This is a genomic window from Ramlibacter sp. AN1133, from assembly GCF_037890035.1.
In the GTDB taxonomy this organism is placed as follows: domain Bacteria; phylum Pseudomonadota; class Gammaproteobacteria; order Burkholderiales; family Burkholderiaceae_C; genus Ramlibacter.
In genome coordinates this window covers 1-22,057 of sequence record NZ_JBBKTQ010000035.1, presented here as the reverse complement: position 1 = coordinate 22,057, position 22,057 = coordinate 1, and the positions used below count along the sequence as shown (strand labels likewise).

The following is a 22,057-nucleotide window of genomic DNA, read 5'->3' as shown; positions in this document are numbered from 1 at the left end:
ATGGCACAAGCCCTGCTCCAGGTGCGCGAACTCCACGCCGGCTACGGCCGCGCCGAAGTGCTCACCGGCCTGAACTTCGAGCTGCCGCGCGGCAACGTGGTCACGGTGATCGGCCCCAACGGCGCCGGCAAGTCCACCACGCTCAATGCGCTCATGGGCCTGCTGCCCGCGCGCGGGCGCATCCTGTTCGACGGCCAGGACCTCGCCGACACCACGCTGGAAGACCGCGTGATGCTGGGCCTGGCGCTGGTGCCGGAAAAGCGTGAGCTGTTCGGCACCATGCCGGTGGAAGACAACCTCGTGCTGGGAGGCTACCGGCCGATGAAGCTGCGCATGCCGGACTGGCGCAAGGGGCTCGAACGCGTGTACGACCTCTTCCCGCGCCTGAAGGAACGGCGGGCGCAGCTGGCGGGCACGCTGTCCGGCGGCGAGCGCCAGATGCTGGCGCTGGGCCGCGCGCTGATGGCGCAGCCCAAGCTGCTGATGCTGGACGAGCCGAGCCTCGGCCTCGCGCCGCTGGTGGTGCGCGAGATCTTCCAGACCATCGCGCGGCTGCGCAGCGAGGGCGTCTCCATCCTGCTGGTGGAGCAGAACGCGCGCGCGGCGCTGGAGGTGGCGGACTACGGCTACGTGCTGGAGACGGGCGAGATCAGCCTCGAGGGCCCGGCGGTGCAGCTCGCCGGCGACCCGCGCGTCATAGAGACTTACCTGGGTGCGGCGCGGGCGCAGGCCGCGTGATCACCCGCTTCGCCCCGGACTCCTGACCGCACGATGGCCCACTACCCGCCTTCCTCAGCCGACCACCGCTTCCTGCTGTTCGACGTGCTCGATGCGGGCACGGCCTTGCAGGCGCTGCCGGCGTTGCGGGAAGCGGATGCGGACCTGCTCACGCAGGTGCTCGAGGAAGCGGCGAAGTTCGTGGCCGAAGTCGTGTCGCCGCTGCAGGCCACGGGTGACGCGCCCGGGTGCCGGCTGGAGGATGGACGCGTGCTCACGCCACCGGGCTTCGCCGAAGCCTACCGCGCGTTCTGGCAGGCAGGGTGGCCGTCGCTCGCCTGCGCGCCCGAGGACGGCGGGCAGGGGCTGCCCTGGGTGCTGGAGGGCGTGCTGTACGAGATGCTCACCGGCGCCAACCACGGATGGACCATGGCGCCGGGCCTGCTGCACGGGGCCTACGAGTGCGTGAAGCACCACGGCAGCCCCGAGCTGAAGGCGCGCTATCTGCCCAGGATCGCCAGCGGCGAGTGGCTGGCGACCATGTGCCTGACCGAAGCGCATGCGGGCAGCGACCTCGGGCAGGTGCGCACGCAGGCCGTCCCGCAGGCCGACGGCAGCCACCGCATCACCGGCACCAAGATCTTCATCTCCGGCGGGGAGCACGACCTCACGGACAACATCGTGCACCTCGTGCTGGCGCGCGAACCGGGCGCGCCGCCGGGGCCCAAGGGCCTGTCGCTGTTCCTCGCCCCGAAGGTGCTCCCCGAAGGTGTTCCTCTCCCTCCCCCTCCGGGGGAGGGCCGGGGTGGGGGCACGTCCACGCACAATTTCATCACCTGCGAGCGCATCGAAGAGAAGATGGGCCTGCACGGCAGCCCCACCTGCGTGCTGCGCTTCGACGGCGCCACGGGTTGGCGCATCGGCGAACCGGGCCGCGGCCTCAACGCCATGTTCGTGATGATGAACGCGGCACGGCTGCACGTCGCCCTGCAGGGCATCGGGTTGCTCGATGCCGCGTGGCAGAAGGCGCATGCGTATGCGCGGGAGCGCACGCAGATGCGCGCGCCCGGCGCGCTGCGCGGCGAGGGCGCGGCCGATCCCATCGTGCGCCACCCGGCCATCCAGCGCATCCTGCAGACGGAGCGCGCCTGGGTCGACGGCCTGCGCGTGCTCGCCTACCGCACCGGCCTCGAACTCGACATCGCGCGTCACCATCCCGACGTGCAGCGGCGCGCATCCGCGCAGCAGTGGTGCAGCCTCGTGACACCCGTGCTCAAGGCCCTGTGCACCGAGCAGGGTTTCGGCGGCGCCAGCCGCCTGCTGCAGGTCTTCGGCGGCCACGGCTACGTGAAGGAATGGGGCATCGAGCAGATCGTGCGCGATGCGCGCATCACGATGATCTACGAGGGCACCAACGAGATCCAGGCGATCGACCTGCTGCTGCGAAAGGTGCTGCCCGACGGCGGCGCGGCGCTCGCGGAGCTGTTGCACGCACTGGAAGCGGACCTGCGGGACGACGAGGACGTGCAGGCGCGCTTCGCCGCGCTGCGCGAGGTGACCCGCACCCTCGCCGCCGAAAGCGCGCACGCGCCCACCCTGCCCTACGAAGCGGCCGACGACTACCTGCGCTCCGTGGGCCTGGCCCTGTTCGCATGGGCCTGGCGCCGCATCGAAAGCGCGCCCGGTGCCGCCAGCGCGCGCTGGCGCGAAGCCGCCGCGGCCGCCCGCCTGCGCATCCTGCCCGAGTTCGAGCTGCGGCTGCAGATCCTGCGCACGCAATGCGAAGCCGCGGCCGCCGCGCAAGCCGCCCCGGTGGACTGAGGACCCATGGCCCGCCCGACGACATCCATTCCCCGCACCGCGGCCGCCGCGCCGGCCGTGGAGGAGATCGACACCAGCTTCCTGGAAAGCCTGGTCGGCTACAACGCGCGCCGCGCCGCGCTGGCCGCGATCGACCGCTTCCTGCAAGGCATGGCGCCCTACCAGCTCAAGCCGGTGGACTTCTCGGTGCTCTCGCTGATCCACCACAACCCGGGCATCACCTCGCGGCAACTCTGCGCCACGCTGGGCATCCTGCCGCCCAACCTGGTGGGCATGCTCAACGCGCTGGAAAAGCGCGAGCTGCTGTCCCGCATGCCGCACCCGCGCGACGGCCGCGCGATGGGCCTGCACCTGACACCTGGGGGACAGAAGCTGATGCGCGATGCGGAACGCACGGCCGCCGGCCTGGAGGCCGAGATCGGCGCCCGCCTGAGCCCGGCGGAGCTGCAGACCCTGCTGCGGCTGCTCAAGAAAGTCTACAAGGCGGACTAGGGAGTCAGTCCCGCGCTTGCGTTGCGCCGGTGTCACGCCTGCTATTGTTTGCATAGCAGGACCTGCGTACACTCGCATCCCCGCCCCTCGCCGGGCGCCGGAGGCCGCGCGCGAATGAGTTCCAAGGAGAATGCCGCCATGAGCCAGCTGCTCGCGCTGCTGGAGGCGCGGTATGCCATGCGCGTGCTGTGGGCGCTGCGCGACGGCCATCCCCAGACCTTCCGCCTGCTGCAGGACAGCGTGGGCGGCATCACGCCCAACACGCTCAACACCCGCATCAAGGAACTGCGCGAAGCGGGCCTCATGGGCCACAACGGCGAAGGGTACAGTGTGACGGCCAGCGGGGCGGACCTGCTCAAGCGCCTGGGCGACCTGCAACCCTTCGCCGCGCGCTGGGCCGCCGCGCAGGCCAAGAAAAAACTGCCGACGTGATGCAAGACTTCCTCAAGGCGACGCTGCCCGCCGATGCGCAGCAGGCCACGCTCGTGGGCCGCGTCTGGATCGAGGGCCAGGGCCCGGTGCTGGTGCGGGCCGATGACCAGGCCATCTACGACCTGTCGAAGCTCGCGCCCACCTGCAGCGCGCTGCTGGAACTGCCCGACCCCGCGGCGGCCGTGCAGGCGCACCACGCGCCCCGGCTCGCCTCGCTGCACGAGGTGATCGCCAACAGTTCCGCCGACAAGCGCGTGGACGAGACGCCGTGGCTGCTCGCGCCCTGCGACCTGCAGGCGATCAAGGCTGCGGGCGTGACCTTCGTCGCCTCGATGCTGGAACGCGTGATCGAGGAGCAGGCGCGCGGCAATCCGGCGCTGGCGGAATCGGTGCGCCGCGAAGTCGTGGCCGTGATCGGCGACGACCTCTCCAAGGTGCGCCCCGGCTCGCCCGACGCGATGCGCCTGAAGGAGGTGCTGGTCGCGCGCAAGCTGTGGTCGCAGTACCTCGAGGTCGGCATCGGTCCCGATGCCGAGATCTTCACCAAGTCGCAGCCCCTGAGCGCGGTGGGCACGGGCGCCGAGATCGGCATCCATCCCGGCAGCGAGTGGAACAACCCCGAGCCGGAGATCGTGCTGGTGGTCAACAGCCGCGGCGAGACGGTGGGCGCCACGCTCGGCAACGACGTCAACCTGCGCGACTTCGAAGGCCGCAGCGCGCTGCTCCTGGGCAAGGCCAAGGACAACAACGCGAGCTGCGCGATCGGCCCCTTCATCCGCCTGTTCGACGCGCAGTTCGGCATCGACGAAGTCCGGCAGGCCGAACTGTCGATGAAGGTGATCGGCCCCGAGGGCTTCCAGCTCTCCGGTTCCAGCAACATCTCGATGATCAGCCGCGACCCGCTCGACCTCGTCGAGCACGCGATCGGGCCGAATCACCAGTATCCCGACGGGCTGGTGCTCTTCCTGGGGACCATGTTCGCGCCGACGCAGGACCGGCACGGGCCCGGGCTGGGCTTCACGCACATGGTCGGGGACATCGTGGCCATCGCCACGCCGTCGCTCGGTACACTCGTGAACCGCGTCAACACCAGCGACCGCATCGAGCCGTGGCGTTACGGCGCCGGCGCGCTGATGCGCGACCTGGCCCGCCGCGGCCTCCTCTGAACTCACGAAAGAACAACATGATCACCACCCCCTCCGGCCTGCAGTACGAAGACGAACTCGTTGGCAGCGGCCCCGAGGCGAAGTCCGGCCAGACCGTGCGCGTGCACTACACCGGCTGGCTGTACAACAACGGCGTGCAGGGCGCCAAGTTCGACTCCAGCCGCGACCGCAACGACCCGTTCGAGTTCTCGCTCGGTGCGGGCATGGTGATCAAGGGCTGGGACGAAGGCGTGGCCGGCATGAAGGTGGGCGGCAAGCGCACGCTGCTCATCCCGCCGCAGCTCGGTTACGGCGCGCGCGGCGCGGGCGGGGTGATCCCGCCGAACGCGACGCTCAAGTTCGACGTCGAACTGCTCCAGACGCGCTGAAGCGCGCGGATTTCACGCTGCCGCCTTGACCTAAGGGGTTTCCCTGACGCGAGCCGTCTGCCCGACGGTGGATACTCGCGTCGAAATGCAATGTAATCGATTACAAGCGACGGTCCAGGACGTTGCGCGGGAGGCCCAGGTCTCCGTCGCGACCGTCTCCCGGGTCTTCAACCACCCGGACCGCGTCGCCCAGGACGCACGGCGGCGCGTGGAGACGGCGGCCCGCACGCTCGGCTATTTCCCCAACGCCAGCGCCCGGACGCTGCGCACGCAGCGCAGCCGGGTGCTGGGCATCGTCCTGCCCACGCTGCTGAACCCCGTCTTCGCCGAATGCCTGCAGGGCATCGCGCGCAGCGCGACGGCGGCCGGCTACTCCATCGTTCCGCTCACCACCGAATACGACCTGGCGCAGGAGGAGCGCGCCGTCAATGTGCTGATGGCGGGCAGCGCGGACGCGATGATCCTGGTGGTCTCCAACCCCGCCAGTTCCGTCGCGCTCCAGCGCCTGGACGCGGCAGGCACCCCTTACGTGCTGGCCTACAACCGCCACGAGGGGCACCCGTGCGTCTCGGTGGACAGCGTCGCCGCCGTGACCGAACTCGTGGGCCGGCTGGCCCGCAGCGGCCATGCGCGCATCGCCATGGTTTCCGGGCAGCTCGCCGCGTCCGACCGCGCGCAGCAACGCCACCGCGGCTACGTCGCCGGCATGGAAGCCGCGGGCCTGCAGCCGCAGCTGCTGGAGATTCCGTTCGATGCGCCCGCGGGCCACATCCAGGCCTGGATCGCGCGCGCGGACCGGCCCACGGCGCTGATCTGCTCGAACGACCTGATCGCCTTGCGGGCCATCCAGGCCTGCAGCAGGGAAGGCCTGGCGGTGCCGCGCGACATCTCGATCGTGGGCTTCGACGGCATCGAACTCGGCAAGGACCTCACCCCGGTGCTGACCACCGTGGTGCAGCCGAACGAAGAGATCGGCCGCGCGGCGGTGGAGATCGTCACCGCCGCACTGGCCGCGGGCCGGAAGCTGTCGCATGCCGACAGCCGCTGGCTGGCATGGAGCTTCCGCGACGGCGGCTCGTGCGCCTGGGCCGGCAACCCGACGACGGGACGGAGTGCGGTTTGAGCGACGTCGGGGAGAAGGCAGCCGCACGGGCTGCGTTGTTCGGGCAACTCGAATCCAGGCCGTCCTTCGACGTGGTGGTGATCGGTGGCGGCGCCACCGGCGTGGGCGTCGCGCTGGAGGCCACCGCGCGCGGCTTTCGCACGCTGCTGCTCGAGGCGGCGGACCTGGCCAAGGGCACGTCCTCGCGCGCCACCAAGCTGCTGCATGGCGGCGTGCGCTACCTCGGGCAGGGGCAGTTCGGCCTGGTGCGCGAGGCCCTGCGCGAGCGCACCACCCTCTTCGCGAACGCACCGCACGTGGCGCAGCCGCTGTCCTTCGTGGTGCCGGCGTACTCGTCCTCGGAGCTGGCCAGATACACCGCGGGCCTGAAGCTCTACGACTGGATGGCGGGCCCCGCCAGCGCCGGCCCCACCCGCCTGCTGCGAACCAGGGACTTCGGCGGCAGCGTCGCCAACCTCTCGCGGCAGCAGCTGCGCGGCGCGGTGCGCTACTGGGACGGCCAGTTCGACGACGCCAGGCTGGCCCTGCTGGTCGCGCGCACGGCGGCGGCGATGGGCAGCCTCGTCATCAACTACTGCCGCGTCGAACGCCTGCTCCATGACGGCGACGGGCGCGTCGCGGGCCTTGCCTGCACGGACACGGAGACCGGCAGGCGCTACGAGGTGCAGGCCGCGTGCGTCGTCAACGCCACCGGCGTGTGGGTCGATTCGGTGCGGGGCCTCGATGCCCGCGAACCCGCTGCCAGCACCGTGCGCCCCAGCCAGGGTGCGCACATCGTCGTGGACCAGTCGTTCTGGCCCAACACCGAGGCCCTGCTGATCCCGAAGACGCGCGACGGCCGCGTGGTGTTCGCCGTGCCGTGGCTCGGCTCCACGCTGATCGGCACCACCGACACGGCACGCCAGGATGCGCCCCCCGAGCCCCTGCCCTACGGCCACGAGATCGACCTGATCCTCGACGAGGTCGGCCGCTACCTGCACAAGGCGCCGCAACGGCGCGACATCCGCAGCGCCTGGGCCGGCCTGCGCCCGCTCGCCCACGATGCAAGGGCCGCCCACCGCGCCACCAGTGCGGTCAGCCGCGAGCACACCATCCACGTCGGCGACTCGAAGCTCGTCACCGTCACCGGCGGCAAGTGGACCACCTACCGCTCCACGGCGCAGCACGTGATCGAGCACTGCATGCGCTCGCGCCTGCTGCCGCACCGGCCCGGGTCCACCCGCGGGCTGCGGTTGCTCGGACACGTGCCCACCGGCACGCCGCTGTGGCAGGGGCCGGGCTACCACTCCTACGGCAGCGAGGCGCCGCAGGTGCTCGCCCTGCCGGGTGCCGGGCGGGTGCTGGGGCGCGGCCTGACGGAAGCCATGGTGCGCTTCGCCGCCCGGCACGAGTACGCCAGGACGGTCGAAGACGTGCTGGCCCGGCGCTCGCGCCTGCTGTTCCTCGACGCCTGGGCCGCTGCCGGATGCGCCGCCGCCGTGGCCGCGATCCTGCAGGAGGAAACCGGGCGCGATCCCGAACTGCCCGCCTTCCTGGACCTCGCGGCCCACTACGCCAACGTGCACCGGGGTGCCGCGTGACCCACCTGCTCAATCTCCTCGCCGCCGTGGCGCTGCTGGTGTGGGGCACCTCGATCGTGAAGGCCGGCGTGCTCGCCACCTTCGGCCCGGGGCTGCGGCACTTCCTCTCGACGCACCTGGGCAACCGCTGCGCGGCGGCCGCGGCGGGGCTCGGCGTGACGGTGCTGGTCCAGTCCAGCACCGCCACCGGGATGATCGTCGCGTCGTTCGCGGGACAGGGCCTCGTCCCGCTGCCGGCGGCGCTGGCCGCGATGCTGGGCGCCGACCTCGGCTCCAGCCTCATGGCCGTGGTGTTCTCGCTCAAGCTGACGTGGCTGTCGCCCTTCTTCATCTTCGTCGGCGTGGTGCTCTTCACGTGGGGCCAGGATTCCACCGCCGGCCGCGCCGGCCGCACGCTGATTGGCCTGGGGCTGATGCTGCTGGCGCTGCGCCTGATCTCCGAGGCGACCGGCGACCTGGTGCGGGCGCAGGCGCTGCGTGAACTGCTGGGCGCGCTCGGCGGCGACATCCTGCTGGAGATCACGGTGGGGGCGCTGCTCACCATCGCGGCGTATTCCAGCCTGGCCGTCGTGCTGCTGACCGCGGCGCTCGCCGGGCTCGGGGTGCTGCCGGTGGACACCGCGCTGGGCCTCGTGCTCGGCGCGAACCTCGGCTCGGGGCTGCTGGGCGTGCTGGGCGTGGCCCGGGCCGCGCCCGAAGTGCGCCAGGTGCCCCTGGGCAACCTGGTCTTCAAGGCGGGCGGCGTGCTGGCGATGGCGCCCTTCGTTCCCTTGTTCCTCGCGCTGGCCGCACCGCGCGTGCAGCACCCCGCGGCGCTGGCCGTCGGCTTCCACGTCTGCGTCAATGCGCTGATCGCGATCGGCTTCCTGGGCCTCACCGCCCCGGTCGCCGCGCTCGTGCAACGCCTGCTGCGCCAGCCGGCCGTGCCGGGGTCGACCGAACGCCTGCGCCACCTGCACCCGACCGCGCTGACCACGCCCTCGGTCGCGATCTCCTGCGCCGCGCGCGAGGCATTGCACCAGGCCGACGTCGTCGAGACCATGCTGCGCGGCATCCCGCGCGTGATCGAGGCGAACGACCTGGGCCTGTCGCAGGCCCTGCGCAGCAGGGACGACGAGGTCGACGCGCTCTATTCGTCCATCAAGTACTACCTGACCAGGATCTCCCCCGAAGTGCTCGATGCGCAGGAGCGCCGCCGCTGGAAGGAGATCATGCGCTTCACCATCAACCTGGAGCAGGTCGGCGACATCATCGAGAGCATCCTGGCGGACATCGAGGAGCGCAAGATCGGCACCGGCCGCTGCTTCTCGGACGCGGGCCTCGCCGAGATCCATGCACTGCATGCGCGCCTGGTCGAGAACCTGCGGCTCGGCATGAGCGTGTTCCTGAGCGGATCGGAACCGGACGCGCGCCGCCTGCTGGAGGAAAAGGCCGCCTTCGGCGAGCTCGAACGCTCGTACGAGGAAAGCCACCTCGGGCGGCTGGCCGACAACACCGCCGCCAGCATCCAGACCAGTTCGCTGCACCTGGACCTGATCCGCGACCTGCGGCGCATCAACTCCCACCTCTGCGCCACCGCGTATCCGGTGCTCGAAGCTGCGCACGCACCGCGCCAGGAGGCCGAGCCTGCATGCGCGGCATCCGCGAGCCTGCCGCAGACCTGCTAGCGCAGGCCCGCGACCCCAACCCGTTCCCCCTCGACGACAGACCCCCCATGAAGATCCAACGCCGACTCCTTTCCTCCGCCGCACTGGCCGCCTGCGCGGCGCTGCTGCCCCTCGCCTGCGCGCACGCGGAAACCTGGCCCGCCCGGCCGATCCGCATCATCGTGCCGTTCGCGGCCGGCGGCGGCGTGGACATCCTCACCCGCGTGCTGGCGCAGCACCTCGGCGAGGCCCTGGGGCAGAGCGTGGTCGTGGACGATCGCGCGGGCGCGGGCGGCAACCTCGGTGTCGACGCCGCGGCGAAGTCGGCACCGGACGGCTACACGCTGGTGATGGCCACCACGGGCACGCACACGATCAACCCGGAGCTGTACCGCTCGCTGCCCTTCGACCCGGAGAAGAGCTTCAGCCCGATCTCGCTGGTCGCCTCGGTGCCCAACCTGCTCGTGGTGAATCCCTCGGTGCCGGCGAAGAGCGTGCAGGAACTGGTGGCCCTGGCGAAGTCGCGGCCCGGCGCCCTCAGCTACGCGTCCTTCGGCAACGGCACCTCCAACCACCTCTCGGGCGAGATGTTCAAGGCGATGGCCGGCCTGAACGTGACCCACGTCCCGTACAAGAGCGCGACGCAGGCGGTCAGCGACCTGGTCGCGGGCCAGACGGCCTTCGCCTTCGTCAACACGCCGCTGGCGCTGCCCTTCGTGCGCGCGGGCAAGCTGCGTGCGCTGGCGGTGTCCGGTGCCAGGCGCTCGGCGGCCACGCCGGAATATCCGACCATGAACGCCGCGCTGCCCGGCTTCGCGGTGGAGTCCTGGTACGGGCTGATGGCGCCGGCCGGAACGCCGCAACCCGTGGTCGCCCGCCTCACGAAGGAAGTGCATGCGGTGCTGGCCAAGCCCGAGGTGCAGGCCTTCTTCGCCAAGCAGGGCGCGGACGTGGAGACCTCGACGCCGGCGGAGTTCGCCGCGCGCGTGAAGCAGGAACGCGCGGTGTGGGCCAGGGTGATCAAGGCCGCGGGCGTGCAGATCGACTGACGGCCATGGCGCGCCACCCGAACATCCTCTTCATCCAGGTCGACCAGATGGCGGCCGCGCCGCTGCCGTTCCACGGCGGGCGGATCGTGCGCGCGCCCCACCTGCAGGCGCTGGCCGAAGACGCCGCCATCTTCGAGGCGGCGTACTGCAATTCGCCGATCTGCGCGCCGTCGCGCTTCTCGATGATGACGGGCCGGCTGCCGACGTCCATCGATGCCTTCGACAACGCCAGCGAACTGCCCGCGTCGCGGCCCACGTTCGCGCACCTGCTGGCGCGCGCGGGCTACCACACGGTGCTTTCGGGCAAGATGCACTTCATCGGCCCGGACCAGCTGCACGGCTTCGCCGAGCGCCTCACCACCGACATCTACCCGGCGGACTTCGCGTGGACCCCCAACTGGGCCGCCGGCCCGCGCGACCGCCCCTCCGGCATCAGCATGGTCAACGTGCTGCAGGCGGGCACCTGCGTGCGCAGCCTGCAGATGGACTACGACGACGAGGTCGAACAGCTCGCGGTGCAGCACCTGTACGACCTGGCGCGCCGGCCGCGGCGCAAGCCCTTCTTCCTGGCGGTGTCCTTCAGCCATCCGCACCCGCCGTACACCGCGGGGCGCGAGTGGTGGGACCGCTACCGTCACGACGACATCGACCTGCCGCGCGTGGCCCCGATCCCGGTGGAGCAGCGCGACGTGCACAGCCAGTGGCTGCATGCCTCGCACGGCGCGGACCTGCAGCCGGTCTCCGACGAGCAGGTGCGCAACGCCCGCCACGCCTACTACGCCAACATCTCCTACATCGACGACAAGGTCGGCCGCCTGCTGCGCACGCTGGGCGAATGCGGCATGGCCGACGACACCATCGTCGTCTTCACCTCCGACCACGGCGAGATGCTGGGCGAGCGGGGCATGTGGTACAAGCAGACCTTCTTCGAGCCTTCCGTGCGCGTGCCCCTGCTGGTGCGCGAACCGGGACGCAAGGGCGCGCGCCGCGTGCAGGCGCCCGTCTCGCTGGTGGACCTGCTGCCCACGCTCGTGGACTGGGCGGGCGGCCCCGGCGACTGGCCCGAGCCGGTGGACGGCAGCTCCTGGTCGCCCTTGCTGGCCGGCGCCGCGGACGCGCTCACGCAGCGCCAGGTGGTCTCCGAGTACACCGACATGGGCGTGATCGCCCCGGCCCGCATGGTCCGGCGCGGCAGCCACAAGTACATCCACACCCACGGCCACCCGCCGCAGCTGTTCGACCTGCGCGCCGACCCCGACGAACTGCGCAACCTCGCCGGGCGCGAGGACGTCGCGGCCATCGAGTCGGAGCTGCGCGCCGCCGTGCTGCGCGACTGGGACGGCGACGCGGTGCTGCGCCGCGTGCTGGCCAGCCAGCGCCGCCGGCTGTACCTGAAGGAAGCCGCCGCCGCCACCGAACCGAGGCCGACCTGGGACTACCAGGCCCACCGCGACGACAGCCAGCGCTTCGTCCGATCCCATGGCGCCGCGGGCGCCAAGGCGCTGGCGCGCTTCCCCTTCGTCGCGCCGTCCTGAGCCATTGCCATCTGCATGATCGTCCAACTCACCGACCTCCACATCCGCGAACCCGGGCGCCTCGCCTACGGCCGCATCGACACCGCCCCGTACCTGCGCCGCGCGGTGCGCTCGGTGCTCGCCCTGCGCCAGCGCCCGCAGGCCGTCGTGATCACCGGCGACCTGACCGATTTCGGCCGGCCGCAGGAATACGCGCACCTGCAGGACCTGCTGGCGCCGCTGGACATGCCCATCTACCTGCTGCCCGGCAACCACGACGACCGCGAGCAGATGCGGCGCAGCTTCCCGTCGCATGCGTATCTCGGGACTTCGGGCTTCGTCCAGTACTCCGTGGCCGCCGCCGGCATGCGCCTGATCGCGCTGGACACCTGCGACCCCGGCCACAGCCACGGGCGGCTGTGCGACGACAGGCTGGACTGGCTCGCATCCGAACTGCATGCGCACCGCGACGTGCCGGTGGTGGTCGCCATGCACCATCCGCCCTTCGAGACGCTGATCGGCCACATGGACAAGATCGGGCTGCGCGAGGGCGCCGGCCGGCTGGAGGCCATCGTCGCGCGCCATCCGAACGTCGAACGGGTGATCTGCGGCCACCTGCACCGCAGCATCGAGGTGCGCTTCGGCGGCACGATCGCCTGCACTTCGCCGGCTCCCGCCCACCAGGTGACGCTGGACCTCGATCCCGAGGCCCCCTCGTGCTGGATGCTGGAGCCCCCCGGCTTCCGCGTGCTGGCACTGGACGGACGCGGCCGCGTCGTCACCCACCTGGCCGCCTCGGGCAGCTACGAAGGGCCGCATCCGTTCCACGAAGGCGACAAGCTCATCGACTGAGCGTGCGCCGGGGCCGGCGGCCCCCGAGCCCCGGCGCCGACGGCCCCGGGGACAGCGGCGCTGCGCCGCCGACTTAGAATCCCGCACCTTCCGGCGAATCCCGCACTTTCCGGCGCCTGCCCCGGGGTGCCGGGAACTTTCGGCCCATGCCGCGGCAGGCCCGGCTTGAAAACCCCTGCCCTGCCCCAAGCTTCAGCCCGTCTTTCCAGAACACGAACGTCCTCGCAATGCCCGACAACGTCCAGACCGACAGCGACCGTCCCAACGACGGCGCAACCGTGGAGCAGGCGGCCAACGATGCGCCTGCGCAATCCCCTTCCGCCGATGGCGACTGGCAGGAGCAGGTGGCCCGGCTCAGTGCCAAGAACGCCGAGCTCGCCGACCAGTTCCTGCGCTCGCAGGCCGAGATGCAGAACGTGCGCCGCCGCGCCGAGGACGAAGTGTCCAAGGCGCGCAAGTTCGCCGTGGAAGGCTTCGCCGAAAGCCTGCTGCCGGTGTGCGACAGCCTCGAGGCCGGCCTCGCCCACAAGGACGCCACTTCCGAACAGATCCGCGAGGGCGCCGAGGCCACGCTGCGCCAGCTGAAGGCGGCGCTCGAGCGCAACAAGGTGATCGAGATCAACCCCGCCGCCGGGACGAAGTTCGATCCCCACCAGCACCAGGCGATCTCCGTCGTGCCCGCCGACCAGGAGCCCAACACGGTGGTCACGGTACTGCAGAAGGGCTACTCCATTGCCGACCGCGTGCTGCGCCCCGCCCTGGTGACGGTCGCAGCGGCCAAATAGCTGGCACTGCCTTGAATCCGTAACAGTTATCCACAACTACCGCACAGACTGATTCACAGCCCTCGAGGCCGGAACAATCAAGGAGAAAGAGCATGGGAAAGATCATCGGCATTGACCTGGGCACGACCAACTCGTGCGTTGCCATCATGGAAGGCAACAACGTCAAGGTCATCGAGAACTCGGAAGGCGGCCGCACCACGCCGTCGATCGTGGCCTACCAGGAAGACGGCGAGATCCTCGTCGGCGCTTCCGCCAAGCGCCAGGCCGTCACCAATCCGAAGCACACCTTCTATGCCGTCAAGCGACTGATCGGCCGCAAGTTCACCGAGAAGGAAGTGCAGAAGGACATCGACCTGATGCCCTACAAGATCGTGGCCGCCGACAACGGCGACGCCTGGATCGAGGAGCGCGGCAAGAAGCTGGCGCCTCCGCAGATTTCCGCCGAAGTGCTGCGCAAGATGAAGAAGACCGCCGAGGACTACCTCGGCGAGGAAGTGACCGATGCCGTGATCACGGTGCCGGCCTACTTCAACGACTCGCAGCGCCAGGCCACCAAGGACGCCGGCCGCATCGCCGGCCTGGACGTCAAGCGGATCATCAACGAGCCCACCGCCGCGGCCCTGGCCTTCGGCCTGGACAAGCACGGCAAGGGCGACCGCAAGATCGCCGTGTACGACCTGGGCGGCGGCACCTTCGACATCTCGATCATCGAGATCGCGGACGTGGAAGGCGAGAAGCAGTTCGAAGTGCTCTCCACCAACGGCGACACCTTCCTGGGCGGCGAGGACTTCGACCAGCGCATCATCGATTACATCGTCACCGAGTTCAAGAAGGAACAGGGCGTCGACCTGACCAAGGACGTGCTCGCCCTGCAGCGCCTGAAGGAAGCGGCGGAGAAGGCGAAGATCGAGCTGTCCAACAGCACGCAGACCGACATCAACCTGCCGTACGTGACGGCCGATGCCTCCGGTCCGAAGCACCTGAACATCAAGCTCACGCGCGCCAAGCTCGAAGCGCTGGTCGACGAGCTGATCTCGCGCACGATCGAGCCGTGCCGCACCGCGATCAAGGACGCCGGCGTGTCCGTCAACGACATCCAGGACGTGATCCTGGTGGGCGGCATGACGCGCATGCCCAAGGTGCAGGAGAAGGTCAAGGAGTTCTTCGGCAAGGAGCCGCGCAAGGACGTCAACCCCGACGAGGCCGTGGCCGTCGGCGCCGCCATCCAGGGCCAGGTGCTCTCGGGCGAGCGCAAGGACGTGCTGCTGCTGGACGTCACCCCGCTGTCGCTGGGCATCGAGACCCTCGGCGGCGTGATGACGAAGATGATCAAGAAGAACACCACGATCCCGACCAAGTTCGCGCAGACCTTCTCGACGGCCGACGACAACCAGCCGGCCGTGACCATCAAGGTCTACCAGGGCGAGCGCGACGTGGCGGTGGGCAACAAGCTGCTGGGCGAGTTCAACCTCGAAGGCATCCCGCCGGCGCCGCGCGGCCTGCCGCAGATCGAGGTGACCTTCGACATCGACGCCAACGGCATCCTGCACGTGTCCGCCAAGGACAAGGGCACGGGCAAGGAGAACAAGATCACCATCAAGGCGAACTCGGGCCTCACGGAAGCCGAGATCGAGAAGATGGTCAAGGACGCCGAGCAGAACGCGGCCGAGGACAAGATCAAGCTGGAACTGGTGAACGCCCGCAACCAGGGCGAGGCGCTGGCGCACAGCGTGCGCAAGAGCCTGACCGAGTACGGCGACAAGGTCGACGCGTCCGAGAAGACGAAGATCGAAGCCGCGATCAAGGAGCTCGAAGAGACGCTGAAGTCGGAAGACAAGGCGGCCATCGAGGCCAAGACCAACGCGCTGATGCAGGTGAGCCACAAGCTCGCGGAGCAGATGTACGCCTCGCAGCAGGCCGCCGGCGGCGCCGCGGGTGCCGGTGCGGCCGGCGCGGGCCCCGAAGCGTCCGCGCAGGGCGGCGGCGGAGCCTCGCGCCCCGCGAACGACGACAACGTCGTCGACGCGGAAGTGAAGGAAGTCAAGAAAGGTTGAACGCGGCCCCCTGGCGCCGGTTTGACTCGCCGCGTTCGACTCTGACGCTTGCGCGCAGGTCAACGCGGCGTTATTGCTTGCAGTACTCCTGAAAACAATGGCCACGAAACGCGATTACTACGAAGTCCTCGGCGTTCCCAAGAACGCTTCGGACGAAGAGATCAAGAAGGCTTATCGCAAGCTGGCGATGAAGTACCACCCTGACCGCAACCAGGGGGCGGACGCCGGCGCCAAGGACGCGGAGGCGCGCTTCAAGGAGGCCAAGGAAGCCTACGAGATGCTGTCGGACGCCGAGAAGCGCTCGGCCTACGACCAGTTCGGCCACGCCGGCGTGGACCCGAACATGCGCGGCGGCATGGGCGGCGGTCCGGAGGGCTTCGGCGGCTTCGCGGAAGCCTTCGGCGACATCTTCGGCGACATCTTCGGCCAGCAGGCCGGCCGCGGCGGCGCCCGGGGCGGACGCCAGGTCTATCGCGGCGCCGACCTGTCGTACGCGATGGAGGTCTCGCTGGAGGAAGCGGCCAAGGGCAAGGACGCGCAGATCCGCATCCCGTCCTGGGACGAGTGCGAGACCTGCCACGGCAGCGGCGCCAAGCCCGGCACCCAGGCCAAGACCTGCACGACCTGCCATGGGGCGGGCGTGGTGCAGATGCGCCAGGGCTTCTTCAGCGTGCAGCAGACCTGCCCGCACTGCCGCGGCACCGGCAAGATCATTCCCGAGCCCTGCACCACCTGCCACGGCGCGGGCAAGGTCAAGCGCCAGAAGACGCTGGAGGTGAAGATCCCCGCCGGCATCGACGACGGCATGCGCATCCGCAGCGCCGGCAACGGCGAACCCGGCACCAACGGCGGCCCGCCGGGCGACCTGTTCATCGAGATCCGGCTCAAGAAGCACCCGATCTTCGAGCGCGACGGCGACGACCTGCATTGCGTGGTGCCGGTGAGCATTGCGCGGGCGGCGCTGGGCGGCGAGATCGAAGTACCGACGCTCGATGGCAAGGCCGCCATCGACATCCCCGAGGGTACCCAGGCCGGCAAGCAGTTCCGCCTGCGCGGCAAGGGGATCAAGGGCGTGCGCTCCAACTACCCCGGCGACCTGTACTGCCACGTCGCGGTGGAAGTCCCGGTGAAGCTGACCGAGCACCAGCGCAAGCTGCTGAAGGACCTGGACGAATCGCTGAAGAAGGGCGGGGCCAAGCACTCGCCGAACGAGGAATCCTGGGCTGACAAACTGAAAGGATTCTTCAATGCGTGAGCATTGAAGAGGCCGCAGTTTGGTAGCGGAGGCTGACAACTGCCGGCCTTGCCGGCTTGTCATGCCGGAGCTACAGGTTGAAGGGCTTCTTCAACGCGTAAGCGGCGTCACCCCCGTGCAGGCGGGGACCCAGAGGGCGGCCAATGGCCGCCTTCTCTTTTGGGGAGCCTGGATCCGCCTCCGCGGGGATGACGTGTCACGCCTCTGTCGCCCCAAAGGCACACCTCCCCTGCACCCCCAGTGGGCAGAACGCAGCCCGGCGGCGACAATGCCGGGCATGGCCCTGAAGCTCTTTCGCAGCACAGGCTACTCCTCCCTCCTGATGCCGGGCGAGAGCCGCGTCGCCACGCATCCCTCCTGGCTGGTGTTCGGCGCCAGCCTCTGGCTGGCGATCGCCTGCAACGTGGGGCTGTGGCGGCTGCTGGCGGGGACGGCGCCGGACGTCCGCAGCGCGCTGGCCTCCGTGCTGCTCCTGGGCGGCGCCAACGGCGTCTTCCTCAGCATGTTCGGCTGGCGCCGCACGATCCGCTTCGCCATCACCGTCGCCCTGCTGGTCGGCACCCTGGTGGCCTGCGGCCTCTGGAGCCAGCAGCTGCCCATCGAAATCCTCTGGCACGGTCCCTCTCGCTCGCTGCTGCCCGCCTGGACGAACTTCCTGCGCTGGCAGGTGCTCGCGCTGGTCCTGGTGCTCGCCGTGCTGCCGATCGTCTGGGTCTGGAACCACGCGCTGCGGCGCGTCTCGGGCCCGGCGCAGGCCAGGGCCAACCTGGTCGGCGGCGTGATCGCGGCCGTCGTGTTCCTGGCCGGAGTGCTCGCGGCCGGCTGACCCTCAGAACAGGCTCGCCTGCCCTTCGGGCGAGGGCGGCCGGAACAGGTCGGTGCGGAAGTCCGTCTTCTTGGCGTTGAAGCCGAGGCGCGCCGCCGTCTTGCGAAAGCGCTGCGCGATCAGGTCGGCCCACGCGCCGCTGCCCTTCATGCGGGTGGCGAAATCGCTGTCGTAATCCTTGCCGCCGCGCATTTCCTGCACGCGGTGCATCACGCGCCGGGCGCGGTCCGGGTAGTGCATCTGCAGCCACTGGCGGAACAGCGGCGCCACCTCCCAGGGCAGCCGCAGCACGTGGTAGAAGGCCTCGCGCGCGCCGGCCTCCCAGGCGGCTTCCAGCACCTGCTCCATGTCGTCGTTCAGGAACGGGATCTGCGGCGCCAGGCTCACGCCGCAAGGGATGCCGTGTTCGGCCAGCGTGCGCAGCAGCCGCAGCCGCCGGTGCGGTGCGGCCGCCCGCGGCTCCAGCTTGCGTGCCAGCTCTGCGTCCAGCGTGGTGATGGTCACGTAGATCGCGGCGAGCCCCTGCTGCGCCATGGGCGCGATCAGGTCGAGGTCGCGTTCCACCCCGCTCGACTTCGTCACCAGCGCGAAGGGGTGGCGGGCCTCCTGCATCACTTCGATCACGGCACGCGTCAGGCGCAGCTCGCGCTCCACCGGCTGGTAGCAGTCGGTGGCCGTGCCGATGGCGATCAGCTCCGGGCGGTACGCGCGGCGCGCCAGCTCCGCTCGCAGCAGCTCGCGCGTGTTGCGCTTGGCGATGATCCTGGTCTCGAAGTCCAGCCCCGGCGACAGGTTCAGGTAGCTGTGCGTCGGCCGGGCGTAGCAGTAGATGCAGCCGTGCTCGCAGCCGCGGTACGGGTTGATCGACCGGTTGAAGTAGATGTCCGGGGAATCGTTGCCGGTGATGATGCTCTTGGCCGTTTCCCAGATCACCTCGGTGCGCGGGAGGGCGGCGATGTCTTCCTCGTCGCGCAGCCAGCCGTCATCGAAGGCCTCGCGCGCGTCCTGCTCGAAGCGGTGGGGAAAGCGCGTGGCCGTGCCGCGCCCCTTGATCGCGGAGAGCGGCACCCGCACCTCTTCCGCCGTGTTGGCGGTGCTCCGGTCCACACTGTTCATGCATACAGTATGACCCAAATCAAGGACGCCGGCACGCCGGCAGGTGTAAAGGCGGCGCCGCGAAGCCCGCCGCGCGCGGCTACACCGTGGCGAGCGAAGGCATGGCGAGGCGCTCGCGGGCCTGCGCGTACTCGCGCTTCAGCCGCGCAACGAGGTCGGCGGCATGCGTGATCTCCTTGACCGCCGAGATGCCCTGCCCGCAACCCCAGATGTCCTTCCAGGCCTTGCGGTCGCTGCCGAAACTCATCTTGCTCGGATCGCTCTCCGGCAGGTTCTCCGGATCGAGCCCCGCGGCGCGGATGCTCGGCTTGAGGTAGTTGCCGTGCACGCCGGTGAAGAGGTTCGAGTACACGATGTCGTCGGACGTGCCGTCGACGATCATCTGCTTGTACGCCTCCGCCGCGCGGGCCTCGTGCGTGGCGATGAAGGCCGAGCCGATGTACGCGAAGTCCGCGCCCATGGCCTGCGCGGCGAGCACCGCGCCGCCGGTGGCGATGGACCCCGACAGGGCGACCGGCCCGTCGAACCATTCGCGGATCTCCTGCACCAGCGCGAACGGGCTCTTGATGCCCGCGTGGCCGCCCGCGCCCGTGGCCACCGCGATGAGGCCGTCGGCGCCCTTCTCGACCGCCTTGCGCGCGAAGGTGTTGTTGATGATGTCGTGCAGCACGATGCCGCCGTAGGAGTGGACCGCCTCGTTCACGTCGGTGCGCGCGCCCAGGGAGGTGATCACGATCGGCACCTTGCGGCGGACCACGACTTCCATGTCGTGCTCCAGCCGGTCGTTGCTCTTGTGCACGATCTGGTTGATCGCGTACGGCGCGGCCGGCGCCTCCGGGTGGGCCCGGTCGTGCGCGGCAAGCGCTTCCTCGATCTCGTGCAGCCACTCGTCGAGCTGCGACGCCGGCCGCGCATTCAGCGCCGGCATCGAGCCCACCACTCCGGACGTGCATTGCGCGATCACCAGCTTCGGGTTGCTGACGATGAACATCGGCGAGGCGATCACCGGCAGCGGCAGGTTGCGCAAGGCGCGCGGCAGTTTCGACATCGGTTCTCCTGTGGGCTGGTGGTGCGCCGCGTCAGCGCGCGCACCCCAGCGATGAATCAGAACGCTTCGAGCGGCAGCGCGGTCACGCTCTCGCCGCCTTCCACGATGCTGTCGCGCAGGCCCGGCGCCTTCGCCAGGATGTGGTCGGCGAAAAAGCGCGCGGTGGCGATCTTGGCGCGCAGGAAGCCGGCGTCCTCGCCCTTGGACAGCAGGTCCTCGGCCACCAGCAGCGCGCGCGCGAGTTGCCAGCCGGCCACCAGGCTGCCCGCCAGCATCAGGTAAGGCACCGAGCCGGCGAACACCGCGTTCGGGGACGACTTGCCCTGTTGCACCACGAAGCCCACGACGTCGAGGAAGGCCTTGCGCGCGGCGCCGAGGCGCTTGGCCATGGCCCTGGCGTCGGCGCTCGCGCGCTGGCCCAGTTCACCTTCGGTCTTCTCGATCTGCGCCGCGATCGCCTGCGCCGTCTGGCCGCCGTCGCGGGCCGTCTTGCGGCCCACGAGGTCGTTGGCCTGGATCGCCGTCGTGCCTTCGTAGATGGTGAGGATGCGGGCGTCGCGGTAGTACTGCGCCGCGCCGGTCTCCTCGATGAAACCCATGCCGCCGTGCACCTGCACGCCCAGCGATGCGACTTCGATGCTGGACTCGGTGCTGTAGCCCTTCACCAGCGGCACCAGGAATTCGTAGAAGGCCTGGTTCTGCTTGCGCGTCGCCGCATCGGGGTGGTGGTGCGCGGCGTCGTAGGCCGCGGCGGCCACGCAGGCCATGGCGCGGCAGCCCTCGGTGATGGCGCGCATGGTCATGAGCATGCGGCGCACGTCCGGGTGCACGATGATGGGCGCGGGGCCGTTCACCGAACCGTCTACCGGGCGCGACTGCACGCGGTCGCGCGCGTATTCCACCGCCTTCTGGTAGGCGCGCTCGGAGACCGCGATGCCCTGCACGCCCACCGCGTAGCGGGCGGCGTTCATCATGATGAACATGTACTCGAGGCCGCGGTTCTCCTGGCCCACGAGGTAGCCGGTGGCCCCACCCTGGTCGCCGAACTGCAGCACCGCCGTCGGCGAAGCCTTGATCCCCAGCTTGTGCTCGATGCTCACGCAGTGCACGTCGTTGCGCGCGCCCTTCGAGCCGTCGGCGTTCACCAGGACCTTCGGCACCACGAACAGGCTGATGCCCTTGACGCCCTCGGGCGCGCCCGGGATGCGGGCCAGCACGAGGTGGACGATGTTGTCCGCCATGTCGTGCTCGCCGTAGGTGATGAAGATCTTGGTGCCGAAGACCTTGTAGGTGCCGTCAGGCTGCGGCTCGGCGCGGGTGCGCACCTGCGCGAGGTCGCTGCCCGCCTGCGGCTCGGTCAGGTTCATCGTGCCGGTCCACTCGCCGGTGACGAGCTTTTCCAGGTACACGGACTTCACCTCGTCGGAGGCCGCGGTCAGCAGCGCCTCGATGGCGCCGTCGGTCAGCAGGGGGCACAGCGCGAAACTCAGGTTCGCGGCGTTGAGGATCTCGCTGCAGGCCGCGCCTATGGTCTTGGGCAGGCCCTGGCCACCGAAGTCCTGCGGATGCTGCAGGCCCTGCCAGCCGCCTTCGCGGTACTGGCGATAGGCTTCCTTGAAGCCGGGCGTGGTCGTGACCTGGCCGTCCTTCCAGCTCGAAGGGTTCCGGTCGCCGTCGACGTTGAGCGGCGCCACCACGCCCTCGTTGAACTTCGCGCATTCCTCCAGCACCGCCTGCGCGGTCTCCAGGCCCGCTTCCTCGAAGCCGGGAAGTTGCGCGATCTGCCCGATGCCGGCCAGATGCTCGATGTCGAACAGCATGTCCTTGAGGGGGGCGGTGTAGCTCATGACGGCTCCTCCGTGTGCGTGTGTCTTGGGATGGGCTCCTTCCCCCTCCGGGGGAAGGCTGGGATGGGGGCGCTCGGCGCTGGCGGGCGGCCGGGAGCGCCCCCACCCCAGCCCTCCCCCGGAGGGGGAGGGAGGAAATGGCCTTACAGCGCCTTGACCAGTTCCGGCACGGCGGTGAACAGGTCCGCTTCCAGCCCGTAGTCGGCCACGCTGAAGATCGGCGCTTCGGGATCCTTGTTGATCGCCACGATCACCTTGGAGTCCTTCATGCCGGCCAGGTGCTGGATCGCGCCGCTGATGCCGCAGGCGATGTACAGCTGCGGCGCCACGATCTTGCCGGTCTGGCCGACCTGCAGGTCGTTGGGT

Annotated in this window: 19 protein-coding genes and 1 pseudogene; 16 read left to right on the top strand and 4 right to left on the bottom strand. The window is 70.0% G+C overall.

The annotated features are described in order from the left end of the window. From WG923_RS28150 to WG923_RS28075, 16 genes and pseudogenes are all read left to right on the top strand, one after another. Window positions 1-738, top strand: coding sequence for an ABC transporter ATP-binding protein (locus WG923_RS28150; protein ID WP_340354351.1), 738 nt, complete (start codon window positions 1-3; stop codon window positions 736-738). A 33-nt stretch (window positions 739-771) separates the two neighbouring features. Then, complete coding sequence (locus WG923_RS28145; protein WP_340354350.1) at window positions 772-2,538, top strand: acyl-CoA dehydrogenase family protein; 1,767 nt, start codon at window positions 772-774, stop codon at window positions 2,536-2,538. Between the two features lie 6 nt (window positions 2,539-2,544). Continuing rightward, window positions 2,545-3,030, top strand: coding sequence for a MarR family winged helix-turn-helix transcriptional regulator (locus WG923_RS28140; RefSeq protein ID WP_340354349.1), 486 nt, complete (start codon window positions 2,545-2,547; stop codon window positions 3,028-3,030). Between the two features lie 114 nt (window positions 3,031-3,144). Beyond that, window positions 3,145-3,462, top strand: coding sequence for a winged helix-turn-helix transcriptional regulator (locus WG923_RS28135; protein WP_340354348.1), 318 nt, complete (start codon window positions 3,145-3,147; stop codon window positions 3,460-3,462). Then, window positions 3,462-4,628, top strand: coding sequence for a fumarylacetoacetate hydrolase family protein (locus WG923_RS28130; RefSeq protein ID WP_445322993.1), 1,167 nt, complete (start codon window positions 3,462-3,464; stop codon window positions 4,626-4,628). The genes WG923_RS28135 and WG923_RS28130 overlap by 1 nt, the downstream gene beginning before the upstream one ends. A 17-nt stretch (window positions 4,629-4,645) precedes the next feature. Then, a complete protein-coding gene (locus WG923_RS28125; protein WP_340354346.1) occupies window positions 4,646-4,996 on the top strand; it encodes an FKBP-type peptidyl-prolyl cis-trans isomerase in 351 nt (116 codons plus the stop codon). 85 nt (window positions 4,997-5,081) lie between these two features. Further along, window positions 5,082-6,119, top strand: coding sequence for a LacI family DNA-binding transcriptional regulator (locus WG923_RS28120; RefSeq protein ID WP_340354345.1), 1,038 nt, complete (start codon window positions 5,082-5,084; stop codon window positions 6,117-6,119). Continuing rightward, window positions 6,116-7,699 (top strand): glycerol-3-phosphate dehydrogenase/oxidase, encoded by a 1,584-nt coding sequence (locus WG923_RS28115; RefSeq protein WP_340354344.1) that lies wholly within the window; start codon window positions 6,116-6,118, stop codon window positions 7,697-7,699. Before WG923_RS28120 ends, WG923_RS28115 begins: the two co-directional genes overlap by 4 nt. Further along, window positions 7,696-9,366: a Na/Pi cotransporter family protein gene (locus tag WG923_RS28110; protein ID WP_340354343.1), complete on the top strand. Its 1,671-nt coding sequence runs from the start codon at window positions 7,696-7,698 to the stop codon at window positions 9,364-9,366. Before WG923_RS28115 ends, WG923_RS28110 begins: the two co-directional genes overlap by 4 nt. A 47-nt stretch (window positions 9,367-9,413) precedes the next feature. Next, entirely contained in the window at window positions 9,414-10,394 is a 981-nt protein-coding gene (locus WG923_RS28105; protein ID WP_340354342.1) for a tripartite tricarboxylate transporter substrate binding protein, read from the top strand. Window positions 10,395-10,399: 5 nt separating this feature from the next. After that, on the top strand, window positions 10,400-11,929 hold the full coding sequence (gene betC / locus WG923_RS28100) for a choline-sulfatase (protein ID WP_340354341.1): 1,530 nt from the start codon (window positions 10,400-10,402) through the stop codon (window positions 11,927-11,929). 15 nt (window positions 11,930-11,944) lie between these two features. After that, window positions 11,945-12,760 (top strand): phosphodiesterase, encoded by an 816-nt coding sequence (locus WG923_RS28095; protein ID WP_340354340.1) that lies wholly within the window; start codon window positions 11,945-11,947, stop codon window positions 12,758-12,760. A gap of 227 nt (window positions 12,761-12,987) precedes the next feature. Beyond that, the gene (grpE, locus tag WG923_RS28090) at window positions 12,988-13,545 is read left to right on the top strand and encodes a nucleotide exchange factor GrpE (RefSeq protein ID WP_340354339.1); all 558 of its coding nucleotides are present in this window, start codon (window positions 12,988-12,990) and stop codon (window positions 13,543-13,545) included. Window positions 13,546-13,619: 74 nt separating this feature from the next. Then, window positions 13,620-15,599: pseudogene (dnaK, locus tag WG923_RS28085) on the top strand (molecular chaperone DnaK); the annotation flags it as partial. Between the two features lie 97 nt (window positions 15,600-15,696). Further along, window positions 15,697-16,854 (top strand): molecular chaperone DnaJ, encoded by a 1,158-nt coding sequence (gene dnaJ, locus WG923_RS28080; protein WP_340354338.1) that lies wholly within the window; start codon window positions 15,697-15,699, stop codon window positions 16,852-16,854. A 277-nt stretch (window positions 16,855-17,131) separates the two neighbouring features. Then, on the top strand, window positions 17,132-17,680 hold the full coding sequence (locus WG923_RS28075; RefSeq protein ID WP_340354337.1) for a hypothetical protein: 549 nt from the start codon (window positions 17,132-17,134) through the stop codon (window positions 17,678-17,680). A 3-nt stretch (window positions 17,681-17,683) separates the two neighbouring features. Here WG923_RS28075 and WG923_RS28070 read toward each other — a convergent pair whose 3' ends face one another. From WG923_RS28070 to WG923_RS28055, 4 genes are all read right to left on the bottom strand, one after another. Then, window positions 17,684-18,796 (bottom strand): PA0069 family radical SAM protein, encoded by a 1,113-nt coding sequence (locus tag WG923_RS28070; protein ID WP_340354336.1) that lies wholly within the window; start codon window positions 18,794-18,796, stop codon window positions 17,684-17,686. Window positions 18,797-18,875: 79 nt separating this feature from the next. Next, window positions 18,876-19,844, bottom strand: coding sequence for an NAD(P)H-dependent flavin oxidoreductase (locus tag WG923_RS28065; RefSeq protein ID WP_340354335.1), 969 nt, complete (start codon window positions 19,842-19,844; stop codon window positions 18,876-18,878). 56 nt (window positions 19,845-19,900) lie between these two features. Further along, entirely contained in the window at window positions 19,901-21,691 is a 1,791-nt protein-coding gene (locus WG923_RS28060) for an acyl-CoA dehydrogenase (RefSeq protein WP_340354334.1), read from the bottom strand. A 143-nt stretch (window positions 21,692-21,834) separates the two neighbouring features. Then, a partial coding sequence (locus WG923_RS28055) for an electron transfer flavoprotein subunit alpha/FixB family protein (protein WP_340354333.1) occupies window positions 21,835-22,057 on the bottom strand: 223 nt, incomplete at its 5' end.

What these genes read in the sequence shown, in the direction of transcription:
- WG923_RS28075 (WP_340354337.1), top strand. Translation starts at nt 17,132, where the DNA reads ATGGCCCTGAAGCTCTTTCGCAGCACAGGCTACTCCTCCCTCCTGATG.
- grpE (WP_340354339.1), top strand. Translation starts at nt 12,988, where the DNA reads ATGCCCGACAACGTCCAGACCGACAGCGACCGTCCCAACGACGGCGCA.
- WG923_RS28065 (WP_340354335.1), bottom strand. Translation starts at nt 19,844, where the DNA reads ATGTCGAAACTGCCGCGCGCCTTGCGCAACCTGCCGCTGCCGGTGATC.
- WG923_RS28060 (WP_340354334.1), bottom strand. Translation starts at nt 21,691, where the DNA reads ATGAGCTACACCGCCCCCCTCAAGGACATGCTGTTCGACATCGAGCAT.
- WG923_RS28105 (WP_340354342.1), top strand. Translation starts at nt 9,414, where the DNA reads ATGAAGATCCAACGCCGACTCCTTTCCTCCGCCGCACTGGCCGCCTGC.
- WG923_RS28145 (WP_340354350.1), top strand. Translation starts at nt 772, where the DNA reads ATGGCCCACTACCCGCCTTCCTCAGCCGACCACCGCTTCCTGCTGTTC.
- WG923_RS28130 (WP_445322993.1), top strand. Translation starts at nt 3,462, where the DNA reads ATGCAAGACTTCCTCAAGGCGACGCTGCCCGCCGATGCGCAGCAGGCC.
- WG923_RS28095 (WP_340354340.1), top strand. Translation starts at nt 11,945, where the DNA reads ATGATCGTCCAACTCACCGACCTCCACATCCGCGAACCCGGGCGCCTC.
- dnaJ (WP_340354338.1), top strand. Translation starts at nt 15,697, where the DNA reads ATGGCCACGAAACGCGATTACTACGAAGTCCTCGGCGTTCCCAAGAAC.
- WG923_RS28135 (WP_340354348.1), top strand. Translation starts at nt 3,145, where the DNA reads ATGAGTTCCAAGGAGAATGCCGCCATGAGCCAGCTGCTCGCGCTGCTG.
- WG923_RS28125 (WP_340354346.1), top strand. Translation starts at nt 4,646, where the DNA reads ATGATCACCACCCCCTCCGGCCTGCAGTACGAAGACGAACTCGTTGGC.
- WG923_RS28140 (WP_340354349.1), top strand. Translation starts at nt 2,545, where the DNA reads ATGGCCCGCCCGACGACATCCATTCCCCGCACCGCGGCCGCCGCGCCG.
- WG923_RS28150 (WP_340354351.1), top strand. Translation starts at nt 1, where the DNA reads ATGGCACAAGCCCTGCTCCAGGTGCGCGAACTCCACGCCGGCTACGGC.
- WG923_RS28120 (WP_340354345.1), top strand. Translation starts at nt 5,082, where the DNA reads ATGCAATGTAATCGATTACAAGCGACGGTCCAGGACGTTGCGCGGGAG.
- WG923_RS28070 (WP_340354336.1), bottom strand. Translation starts at nt 18,796, where the DNA reads ATGAACAGTGTGGACCGGAGCACCGCCAACACGGCGGAAGAGGTGCGG.
- betC (WP_340354341.1), top strand. Translation starts at nt 10,400, where the DNA reads ATGGCGCGCCACCCGAACATCCTCTTCATCCAGGTCGACCAGATGGCG.